Source organism: Propionivibrio sp., assembly GCF_049316945.1.
Lineage (GTDB): Bacteria > Pseudomonadota > Gammaproteobacteria > Burkholderiales > Rhodocyclaceae > Propionivibrio.
Genome location: NZ_JBMOJE010000145.1, coordinates 1 through 11038, shown reverse-complemented (window position 1 = coordinate 11038; position 11038 = coordinate 1). Strand labels below are relative to the sequence as shown.

Sequence of the window (11038 nt, the reverse complement as noted above, 5' to 3'; positions counted from 1 at the left end):
CATAATCAGCTAAAACAAGAACCCACACCTATCGATTGTCATGTTGTTAAAGAGCGTATTACTTGGTTGCGGGGACAGGATTTGAACCTGTGACCTTCGGGTTATGAGCCCGACGAGCTGCCAGACTGCTCCACCCCGCGTCCGTTATTGAAAAATAATTTTTTAGATTATTTCCTTTAAAACACTTAATACAGTATTTTCAATTCCTGCTTGTCACGTCGTACCCGACTGACCTGCTACGCTAGGAGGGGGCAAATTATAACAAACTTAATTTTTTCCCGTCAATACTTTTTACTTTAAATTTACTTGCGCTGCTGTTACAAGTGCGGCCTGCTTTTCTGCAAGGGGGCGAACTATAGCCTAATTTTTCAGCCAATGCAACAGCGGCTCCCACTGTTCGACATCTCGGCGATGTCGCGAACGCGGCGGATCGAACACAGAAAGCCCGCTGGCGGCAGCGTTCACGTAGTTTTGGGTATTCCGGATATAACAAAGAATCGGGAGATCGAAATGTTTCAAAAACTCTTCGAGCATCGCTGCCGCCCGTGTTCGCGGATCAACGCGCATGGCGACAATCCCAATGTTGTTTCGCCGTCCCCGCAAATCACTGCGGATGGAGACAAGGAAATCTTCCGTCGCAGCCATATCAAAAACGGACGGCACGACAGGAATAATTACCTTATCTGCCAGCCGTAGATAATCGGTAAGTTTGTAGCCTTGGAGGCCGGCCGGCGAGTCGAGAATGACCCAGTCCGGCTCTTTGGGGAGACTGATCAGCATCTGGTTGCCAGCAAAATAACCATTTACCGGAGGCATCGCTGAATCCCGGAATGCCATCCAGCGTAGGGAAGACTGTTGACGGTCGAGATCACACAAGGTGACCTTGTGTCCAGCATTGGCAAAATGTCCAGTAAGATTGGTGGCCAGCGTGGTTTTACCCGCGCCTCCCTTGGGGTTGGCAATGAGCACTGAACGCATTTTTTCTCCCTGGAAACCGTTAAGGTGCGCCAAATGGCGTAATAAATACTGTTTGTGATTATAGGCATGTAAAGGCAAGGACGCTGTTTCTCCTGGTGCCGAGTACATCAAACGCAAAAACGCTACATTATAATGTTAGTTTTCAGGCGCTAAAAAACATGACTACTGAACCGGAAAAACAACGGCAAGGAATCCAGTCCATCGAAGTTGGCTCACGACTCTTACGTGCCCTGGCCGCCAATGGCCGATCGATGATGCTGCGAGATCTAGCAAAAAACGCCGGGATGCCCGCCGCAAAAGCGCATCGCTATCTGGTGAGTTTCATGCGGATGGGCCTTGTCGAACAAGATGCGAATACAGGACGCTATGACTTGGGAGGCTTTTCGCTGGAACTCGGTCTGGCAAGCCTTGCCCGGATCGACCCCGTGCGTCTCGCAGCACCGGTTCTCGATGACCTTTGCGAGCGAATAGGAGAGACTGTTGCTCTTGCCATGTGGGGCAATCATGGCGCCACCTGCGTGCGATGGGTCGAAGCTGGAGGACCGATCACCATCACCCTGCGAACAGGTGTCGTTCTGCCGTTGACAACGTCAGCCACAGGTCTTGCGTTTACGGCTTTCTACCGCTCACCGTATTTGAAGAAGCAGCTCGATGCAGAGTTGCGCGCCAAAGCTGACGCGACCCATTCAACATTGGAAGCAGTGACACTCAATCTGGAAAACCAGCTTGAAGAAATCCGCAGCCACGGCATAGCACGAGCCAGCGGCAGCATGACACCAGGGATTAACGGTTTCAGCACTCCGGTCTTTGATCACACAGACCGCATGATCGCTGCAATCACATCCCTTGGAACCATCGGCCACTTTGACATGGAGTGGGACAGTCCGCTTGCAACAAGCATCAAAGAAGCCGCAGCAACCCTGTCTAAACGACTGGGCCATGGGGAAACTGAAAATTCGCAATCCGCGAAAGAGATTGCCATTCCAAAAAAACTGAAGAAATAATTCTCACAAGACAAAGTAAACACATTCCAGCCGTGACCTCACATGTATTACTCAAATGGCAATACGGGCTGTTTGCCCAATTGGCAAGAAACGGGATTTGCCATTTCTGCTCTCTGAACAGAGAACCTGGTGTCGAGCACATGAAAAGCTGATCACGCAACGATTTCGCGCAGGTTATCGAGCACGGCACACGGCCTTTCGGCCATCAGTACATGGTCACGGCACGCGATGCCTACCAGGCGTGCCCGGGAATCGATGCAGCAATGGCCTTCGATGCCCGGGGAACCGTCATCCGTCCTCGCTTCTGGTGATCAGCAGCCACCAACTGAACATTGTCGATGTGCCCGGCCATGCGTAACGATTGCAGGCCCACCATTCCCTACCTCCTGTTTTCAATAATAGATTCTGAATAGACGTTGTATCTGGTCGAACTCGTGAAGATACGCCTGCGCCACTTCGCGATGCCTGGTCACCACCGTCAAGTCATGTGAAAATGACGAGGTGTTGTACCAGTTAAAACTTCCTTCGATGACAGTCTCTTCGTCGATGATGCAATACTTGGAGTGAATCGGAGAATAGGGTATCGGGCTATCCATCTGCCCATATACCAGTCCCACAGGGATGCCTGCCGACTTCAGTCGTTGCACGGCGGGCAGGAGTGGGCGATTGAACTCCTCTTCCATCGTTCGTTCGACTCCAACCCGACCCTGCCGCGCCAAATGTCCATTGAAAAGGATATGCACATTGACCCCGCGGTGCTTCGCCTGTATCAGGGCATCGACCACGCTATCGCCGTGCTCGCCCTGGAGTTCACCTATAAGGAACAGCGTCAGTTTGAGCGAACGCCTTGCCCTGTGAATTTCCGCCAGGATGGCCTGGTGCGGACGGTAGTACTTGCCGTCAAGCAGGGTGTGTCGGCCAAAGGTATAGAGCAAATTGAAGTGGCTGAGGGGGTCAATTCCATATTTCTGATTCACTCCGCCGCGCTCGCTCTGAAACACGTTGTCGAGCAGACGGCATACGCCTTTGGAATGAAAGGTCATTCCTGATTCCCAATTCGCCCACCATCGATCAAATGTGATATTGAACGAACCCAGAATGCAGTCCTCATCATTGAAGATGATGAACTTGGTGTGCATATCGGGATCAACCTCGATGAGGTGGTGCTGCGGGGTACAGAAAACCCCCAGCAACTCGATTCCTGCACGTTTCAGCAGCCCGTAGTTCGGACTGTTGGTGAGCGTCATCTTTCTCCAGTCGACAATGCACTGGACCCAGACCCCCTTATGACTCGCATGCACCAGGTGCCGCGTAAAGTCGGTGTCGTCAATGCAATCGACACTGACTTTGATGGTGCAAAGACGGTTGGGATCATCCTGCTTGCAACGTATGACCTTGTCGATGTGATCGTGGATATAGCGTTTGGGATGATAGGGATGAAAAGGCTGCCCCTTGGTAAACTTCGGGATCAGTTGCAAAGAGTCGAAATGATGGTTGTACCAATCGACGTCATTCTGCAATTCCCAGGCATTCCCCTCATAGGTGTGATAACTGTTTTGCGTTGCCCACTCGGCGGTGATTCTTCGATATTGCGGATGCTCCCCCATCAATTGAGCGTGATCCATGAAGATGTATTCCATTTGCGATGGAATGGAGTGTTCATCGAGGTGCACGACAAAGGCAAACTTGACACAATTGATGTGTCCAAAGATATTCGACGAGGGGTTGATATAAAAGTCCCGGGTGCGCCGCCGATGAAAATTCCATTGAATATCATAGGGATCTGTATCGACAATGAAGGTTTCGCAAATATCGTTATCCCGATGAACCTTCAGAATAACCTTCAGATTGACCTTGACGCCGTACGACACATCGAAGTTTATCCGGCCAAAACGGAGTTGAAATGGCTCGTTGAAGTCGTTCACGCGGACGAAAGATCCGCCCAGATTTCCGTGTACCGGAACCGCATATTCTTCTGCTGTATTCATATTCCAACTGCCCTTCTTGTTTGGGTCTTGGTAAAAAATGGGTGGGTGAATCAGGTTCTTCGCCGATTCAAAGAATCCAAAATAATAAGAGCTGAAAGCATGCCAAATGTTCCTCTAAGTCGTGCCCGCAGTCACAACGGCACGAATGTCATCAGATAACCGACGTGATCGGACACCCGCCCATAATCCTGATCGGAGAACACCTCCCGACCCGTGGTAACGCAAAGATCGCTCCCCTTGCGGAGAAATATATAATCAATCCGATGATCCTTTTCCAGATAACGGTACCAGGGAGAATCCTCGACTTCGAAGATCGTTCGGAAGATATCAGGCGAGTTTGCCAACAGGTATTGGTCATCATATTCGTTCGACTCGACCACGTGCTGATACCCCTTTGAACCCGCCTTGATGTTGAAATCCCCGCACAGCATTGTTGCCGCTGATGCGCTGGTGTGTTCGTTGGCGGCCCACAGGCGCAGGTTTTCGAATTGCGCGGGGAATCCATCATCCCACCAACTCAGATGGGATGAAAAAACATTGATCGATCCCACATGGGGCACCCTGACCTGAGCCATGACAACTTTTCTGGAGTGGATACTGTAGGGATCGTCATTATTTGAAACATATCGTCCTTCATGCCTTTCGATCGGATGTTTGCTCAAAATTGCCACACCCTCCCGATAGCGATCAAAGCCGATATGCGACCAGTCAGTCACCAGATGACAGGGAGACTTGAGGCGTTCGTTGATGATTCTCGCCGTATTCGTTTCCCAGTCGCCCATGCCGTTGTTCCAGAGTTCCGCCACCTCCTGAAGGCAGACAATGTCGACATCCTGCTCGTCAATCGCCTTCGCGATTTGTGACAGCTTGAAATCCTGATTCTCTTCCTGACAGCAATGCAGATTCAGTATCAGCACTTTCAGCAGCGGACGCTGGATGACATAATTCTGGCCAAAGTTGTCATCCCACATGACGCGCTGCGGTGTGTCATAGGAAATCTTGTATTTCACCCGAAAGGCATCGTTGACCTGCAGCGCTGCATTCCAGATCTGGCAACCGTATTGATTGGGATTCCTGGCGTTGCTGAGATGCTCCGTGTCCCAGTGGTTCCGGGCGAAACGGCAGGGCGACGTGTGCGTTGTCTTCCAGTTGTCGCTGGTCCAATGAATAGTGACTCTTTGGGCTTCCAGAGCACTATCTATCGCCACAGCGATGGGCAGGATTCTCTCGCCGTCAGGCAGGCTGCACTCGAATCCAGTATTCAGTATCGGGAAGTCATGCCCTGCCATGATCCCGGAATCGGCCTGGATGGAATAATTCTCACCTTGATTGTTATCCCAATATTCCCCGTCCGCCACTTGATAGCGCAAGGCAAACTGAATATTTCCCGGCAATGACTTATCAGACGCTAAAGGGAACGCCATGCTGGCGACCCAGTATTCCCTATTGTGATTGACACTGCTGTGATAAAACGCAGGCAGGGTGTGCCAAACGCCGTCTTCACCAGCCCACGTGACATCGACGCTCTTTTCATACGCGATGTCCTCCAGCAAAACGACAAAAGACAGATTCTGCTGTGCAACTTTAGTTTTTCTGGTGATCAGACTTTTTGCATAACATAGATTGATCTTGTCCATCTGTTCCCCGTCCTGGCTCAAATGATTGATTCGACACGTGCTTGAGAGAAGTAGAGGCTGTGCCCCAAGCATCAACGTCGGAAGACGCTTGCGTGAAGAAATGGCCTTTCAAACGCACGAGGCAAAGTATCTCCGACCTCCGAACCACCGTCAAATTCTCGTTTTGCCATCCAACGTACGGAGAGCATCTTCAGAGGGATACATGGCTGGTCATCCGGACATCATAAGCCGCTCTGGCACCATTCAATTCCTTGACAACCTGGTCTCCAGACGCTGGCTGTAGCGCGACAGCGCAAAACAGCCGCTCCAGTAGATCGCGCCAATGAAAAGATAGCCTTCAAGGAAATACGGTCGCCAGTCGGCGTCTCCGGCCAGAGCCAGCGAAAGCGACCCGGTCAGTTCATAGAGGCTGACCACGGTGACCAGCGAAACATCCTTGAAAATGGCGATGAAACTGTTGGCCAGCGCCGGCAAAGCCGCGCGCAGAGCTTGCGGCAGAATCACATAACGCTGGACCTGCCATTGATTGAAGCCAAGCGCGCGTGCCGTGTCGAACTGGCCCTGCGGTACCGCCTGCAGGCCACCACGTACCACCTCGGCGAGGTGCGCTGCGGCAAACAGGACCAGCGCCACCAGGACGCGCAGCAGCACGTCGGCGCCCAGCCCGCGCGGCAGGAACAGGGGAAACAGGAAAGCGGCCATGAACAACACCGGGATCAGCGGCAACCCGCGCACCAGTTCGATATACACGCTGCACAGGGCGCGCATGGCCGGCAGCGCGGAGCGCCGGCCGAGAGCGAGAAGAACGCCAAAGGGCAAGGCGCAGCCGATGGCCCCGAGCGAAAGCAGCAGGGTTAGCGGCAGACCGCCCCACAGCGCCGTTTCGACGGCGGTCAGGCTGAAGACACCGCCGGCCATCAGCATCAGGCAGAGCGGCAGGGTCATGCCCCAGGCCAAGGTCAAGCGCGACATGCGCAGCCGGGCAACTGCACTGAAAACGAACAGCGCAACGAGCAGCAGCGTGACCAGCGCCGGCCGCCAGTGCTCGGCGTAGGGATAACGCCCGAACAGAATGAGCCGCCACTTCTCGGCGATCACGCCCCAGCAGGCGCCCGTCCCGTCGAGTGCGCGGCATAGCCCGGCGTCCGGCGCTAGCACGGCTTGCGTGACGCTCCACTGCACAAAGCCCGGCAACAGATCAAGGCCGAGCGCGACGATGAGCAACGTCGCCAGCCCGCTCGCCCAGCCAGAAAAAAGGTTGCGCCGCAACCAGCCCATCAGCCCTGCCCTGCCTTGCCCAGCAGACGCTCGTTGTAGCGTGCGAGCAGCGCCGCCGTCAGCAGTGAAAGCAACAGATAAACGGCGATCAGGATGCTGATGCACTCGACGGCTTGCCCGGTCTGGTTGAGCGTGGTGTTGGCAATCGACACCAGGTCGGGGTAGCCGACGACGACGGCCAGCGAGGAATTCTTGGTCAGGTTGAGGTACTGGTTGCCGGCTGGCGGCACAATCAGGCGCAGTGCCTGCGGCAGCACCACCCAGCGCAAACGCTGGCTTGCTGAAAGGCCGAGCGCAGCGGCGGCCTCGACCTGACCGCGCGATACCGAGAGGATGCCGGCACGCACGATCTCGGCCAGATACGCCGCCGCGTAGGCGACCAGGCCGAGCAGCACGGCCAGATATTCGGGCGTCACCGTCGCCCCGCCCTCAATGTTCAGCGCACCACGCAGCGGCCAGTCGAGCGCACCATCAACCAGCATGGGAAAGGCCAGGCCGCTCTTGCTCAGGAAGAAGCCAGGCAGAAACTCGACAGCGTCGGCGACCAGTGGCAGCTTCTCGGTCAGCAGAAAATACCAGGTCAACAATTGCAACAGCAAAGGAATATTGCGAAAAACCTCGACGTAGGCGGCACACAGCCCACGCAGCAGAAAGTTGGTCGACAGCCGGCCGAAGCCGATCAGCGCGCCAAAAATGGTTGCCAGCACGAGGCCGGGCAAAGCCACGCGCAGCGTGTTGGCGAAACCGACGAGAAAAGCCTGCCAATAGGGCAGACCGGCGTGAAACTCGAACAGGCTCTCGCCGATCTCGAAACCGGTCGGCTGCAACAGGAAGGAAAAACCGCTACGGATACCGCGCGCTGCCAGTTCGGACTCCACCTTCCCGGCGACCAGCCAGGCGGCGAGCAGCAGCAGGCCGACGGCCAGCCCCTGCCAGAGCAGATCGCGCCGGCCGGAACCTTGACCCGATTCAGCGAAGCGGTGGCGCATACATCAAACCGCCCTTGGTCCACAACTGGTTGCTGCCGCGCGGCAGCTTGAGCGACGAGTTGCTGCCCAGGTTGCGGTCGAATACTTCGCCATAGTTGCCGACCGCACGGATCGCCCGATAGGCCCAGTCCTTGTCGAGCCCGAGCAAACGGCCGGTGTCATCGGCGCTGCCGAGCAGGCGTTGCACGGCCGGATCGGGGCTGGCCTTCAGGCGCTCGGCATTGTCCTGATTGATGCCCAGTTCCTCGGCCTCGATCAGCGCATACACCACCCATTTGACGATGGCGAACCACTCGTCATCGCCGCGCCGCACCATCGGCCCAAGCGGCTCCTTGGAAATCAGTTCGGGCAGGATCGCGTAATCCTCGGGATTTTTCACCTCCTTGTCGCGGATCGCCGCAAGGCTCGATACATCCGTCGTATAGGCCTGGCAGCGCCCGGAGAAGAAGGCCTTGAGCGAGGCTTCATAACTCTCGAAGACGACCGGCTTGGCTTTCAATCCTTGCGCACGAAAGTAGTCGGTCAGGTTCTTCTCGGTCGTTGTCCCGGACTGCACGCAGATCTCGGCGCCCTTGAGCTGCTTGACGCTAGTGATCTTGCTCTTCTTCGGCACCATGAAGCCCTGACCGTCGTAATAAACAATCGCCGTGGAATGCAGGCCCATCGAGGCGTCGCGCGTCAGCGTCCACGTGGTATTGCGCGACAGTACGTCCACCTCGCCTGACTGCAGCGCCGTAAAGCGCTGCTGAGCGTTGAGCGGCGTCCATTTGACCTTGCTCGCATCACCCAGTACCGCGGCGGCCAGCGCCTTGCAGATGTCGGTGTCGAGACCAATCCAGTTGCCCTTGCTGTCGACAGCGGAAAAACCGGGCAAGCCGGTACTTACACCGCAAGTAATGCGGCCCTGCTGGCGCACGGCATCCAGCGTCTTGCCGGCGTGCGCGGCGGGGGCGATCAGGCCCAGCGCAGCCAACGCCAGGCACGCCAACTTTAGCATTGGAGATTTCATCGTCACACTTTCACGGGAGATTTATATGGCTTCGCTTGGGGGGAAGGTTGTCCGATTTTCCCACAAACAGGGAAACCGCATGAATGCAATGCCCATGTCCTTGGCTGACGGGATACACTTCTATTGTCTGGTCACCCGCCTTTATTTCCTTAACCCTTTGCGCAGGACATTATCTTGAGCCAATCCGATTCCAACTCCCGCCGCCACGCCTTCGGCACGCGCGTGATCCACGCCGGGCAGACGCCCGACCCATCGACCGGTGCCCTGATGCCGCCGATCTACGCCAATTCGACCTTCGTGCAGGAGAGCCCCGGCGTGCACAAGGGATTCGACTACGGACGCTCGCACAACCCGACGCGCTTTGCCTTCGAGCGCTGCATCGCCGACCTCGAAAGCGGCAGCCGTGCCTGCGCCTTCGCCTCGGGGCTGGCGGCCATCGCCACCGTGCTCGAACTGGTCGACACCGGCGCCCACATCGTCGCTGGCGATGACCTCTACGGCGGCACCTACCGCCTGCTCGAACGTGTGCGCCGCAGGAGCGCCGGCCTCGATGCCAGCTACGTCGACCTCACCGACCCGGCCGCGCTGGAAGCGGCGATCCGACCGGAAACGCGAATGCTGCTGGTCGAGACGCCGACCAATCCGTTGCTGCGCCTGGTCGATCTCACAGCGCTGGCCAGCATCGCCCGCCGCCACGGCATCATCTCGGTGGTCGACAATACCTTCGCTACGCCGTGGATCCAGCGCCCGCTCGAACTCGGCTTCGACTTCGTCGTGCATTCGACGACCAAGTATCTGAACGGTCACTCCGACATCATCGGCGGCGCCACCATCGCCAGCGGCGCGCCGCACAATGCTGAAAACGCCGAGCGCCTGGCCTTCCTGCACAACGCCGTCGGTGCCATCGCCAGCCCGTTCGACAGCTATCTCGCACTGCGCGGGCTGAAGACGCTCAACGTGCGCATGCAGCGCCACTGCGAGAACGCACTCGAACTGGCCGGCTGGCTGGAAGCACAGCCGGGCGTTCGTCGTGTCACTTACCCCGGCTTGCCTTCGCACCCACAGCACGCTCTGGCACGCCGCCAGATGTATGGCTTCGGCGGCATGATCGCGCTGGAACTCGACACCGATCTGGCCGGTAGCCGGCGCTTCCTCGAAGCCTGTGAACTGTTCACGCTGGCCGAGAGCCTGGGCGGCGTCGAAAGCCTGATCGAGCACCCGGCGATCATGACCCATGCGACGATACCGGCCGAACAGCGCGCCCGGCTCGGTATTGGCGATTCGCTGCTACGCTTGTCGGTGGGAATCGAAGAGGTCGGGGATCTGCGAGGCGATCTGGCTCAGGCGCTCGACGCAATGGCGCGAGGATAGGCGATGTCCGATAGATGCTCTGCAAGCCAATGAATACGGGCATCTTCAAAGGCATGCGCCAGGAGGCAATGTACATGAGCCTTCCCGGGCATGCTGCCTGAAGATGACCTATTGATGCGGGTTGTAGGGCAACGCTTTGAAAGAGCGTGTTCGATCCATGCTTTCCCGTTCAGTGCTTGCTGTTGTGCTTTGGTGATGCGCAGGACTCACTTGACTGCCGTTGCTCAGATGGTACGTAACGAAAGAAGGGAACCGAAACTGCCCCCTTCTGTCGATCATGCCACCGGCAATATGAACTCGGACCTTGGGCAGTCTTTGCCATCACGCCACCAAAGGAGCGCTCACATGATCAGAACCAAGTTGCGGCAAACCTCATTGATCGCATTGCTTTGCGCGTCCTTGACGATGTTGCCGACGCAAACCGCTTCCGCCTGCAGCCGCGCCGTGTACTTCGGTCAAGAGGGCCAGACCATTACCGGCAGAAGCATGGACTGGCTAGAGGACATGCATACGAACCTCTGGATTTTCCCGCGCGGGATGAAGCGCGATGGCGGCATGGGCGACAAGGGTTTCAAGTGGACCAGCAAGTACGGCAGTGTTATCGCTTCAGTCTACGAAGCCGGCACTGCCGACGGCATGAACGAGCATGGCCTGGTCGCCAACCTGCTTTTCCTTGTTGAAAGTGAATACCCCGGAGACAAGAGCGACGCGCGGCCGCAGGTATCCATCGCGGCCTGGACGCAATACATCCTGGACAACTTCACCACCGTGGCGGAGGCTGTCG

The 11038-nt window shown here is 56.5% G+C and carries 10 protein-coding genes and 1 tRNA gene; 3 read left to right on the top strand and 8 right to left on the bottom strand.

Annotated elements, in window-relative coordinates; translation table 11 throughout:
• Window positions 1-63 precede the first annotated feature (63 nt).
• Together ACOYNV_RS22580 and ACOYNV_RS22575 are read right to left on the bottom strand one after the other, a co-directional pair.
• Window positions 64-140 (bottom strand) — tRNA-Met (locus tag ACOYNV_RS22580).
• Between the two features lie 220 nt (window positions 141-360).
• Window positions 361-1056, bottom strand: coding sequence for an AAA family ATPase (locus ACOYNV_RS22575; RefSeq protein ID WP_422902061.1), 696 nt, complete (start codon window positions 1054-1056; stop codon window positions 361-363).
• An 80-nt stretch (window positions 1057-1136) separates the two neighbouring features.
• On the opposite strand from ACOYNV_RS22575, the gene ACOYNV_RS22570 reads away from it, so the two are divergent.
• A complete protein-coding gene (locus tag ACOYNV_RS22570) occupies window positions 1137-1982 on the top strand; it encodes an IclR family transcriptional regulator (protein WP_422902060.1) in 846 nt (281 codons plus the stop codon).
• Window positions 1983-2214: 232 nt separating this feature from the next.
• Here the strand turns inward: ACOYNV_RS22570 and ACOYNV_RS22565 are convergent, their stop codons facing one another.
• The 6 genes from ACOYNV_RS22565 to ACOYNV_RS22540 all read right to left on the bottom strand — a co-directional run bounded on the left by ACOYNV_RS22565 (window position 2215) and on the right by ACOYNV_RS22540 (window position 8871).
• The gene (locus tag ACOYNV_RS22565) at window positions 2215-2358 is read right to left on the bottom strand and encodes a hypothetical protein (RefSeq protein ID WP_422902059.1); all 144 of its coding nucleotides are present in this window, start codon (window positions 2356-2358) and stop codon (window positions 2215-2217) included.
• 16 nt (window positions 2359-2374) lie between these two features.
• A complete protein-coding gene (locus tag ACOYNV_RS22560; RefSeq protein ID WP_422902058.1) occupies window positions 2375-3970 on the bottom strand; it encodes a phospholipase D-like domain-containing protein in 1596 nt (531 codons plus the stop codon).
• Window positions 3971-4101: 131 nt separating this feature from the next.
• On the bottom strand, window positions 4102-5607 hold the full coding sequence (locus ACOYNV_RS22555) for an endonuclease/exonuclease/phosphatase family protein (protein ID WP_422902057.1): 1506 nt from the start codon (window positions 5605-5607) through the stop codon (window positions 4102-4104).
• Window positions 5608-5850: 243 nt separating this feature from the next.
• Window positions 5851-6885 (bottom strand): amino acid ABC transporter permease, encoded by a 1035-nt coding sequence (locus ACOYNV_RS22550; protein ID WP_422902056.1) that lies wholly within the window; start codon window positions 6883-6885, stop codon window positions 5851-5853.
• The gene (locus tag ACOYNV_RS22545; protein ID WP_422902055.1) at window positions 6885-7874 is read right to left on the bottom strand and encodes an ABC transporter permease subunit; all 990 of its coding nucleotides are present in this window, start codon (window positions 7872-7874) and stop codon (window positions 6885-6887) included. Before ACOYNV_RS22545 ends, ACOYNV_RS22550 begins: the two co-directional genes overlap by 1 nt.
• Window positions 7855-8871 (bottom strand): amino acid ABC transporter substrate-binding protein, encoded by a 1017-nt coding sequence (locus ACOYNV_RS22540; protein ID WP_422902054.1) that lies wholly within the window; start codon window positions 8869-8871, stop codon window positions 7855-7857. The genes ACOYNV_RS22545 and ACOYNV_RS22540 overlap by 20 nt, the downstream gene beginning before the upstream one ends.
• Before the next feature lie 186 nt (window positions 8872-9057).
• Here ACOYNV_RS22540 and ACOYNV_RS22535 point away from each other — a divergent pair, with 186 nt between their 5' ends.
• Window positions 9058-10254 carry a trans-sulfuration enzyme family protein gene (locus ACOYNV_RS22535; RefSeq protein WP_422902053.1) on the top strand — a complete coding sequence of 399 codons (1197 nt, stop codon included), beginning with the start codon at window positions 9058-9060 and terminating at the stop codon, window positions 10252-10254.
• Window positions 10255-10599: 345 nt separating this feature from the next.
• Window positions 10600-11038, top strand: a 439-nt coding sequence (locus tag ACOYNV_RS22530; RefSeq protein ID WP_422902052.1) for a linear amide C-N hydrolase, incomplete at its 3' end; no start/stop codon positions are given.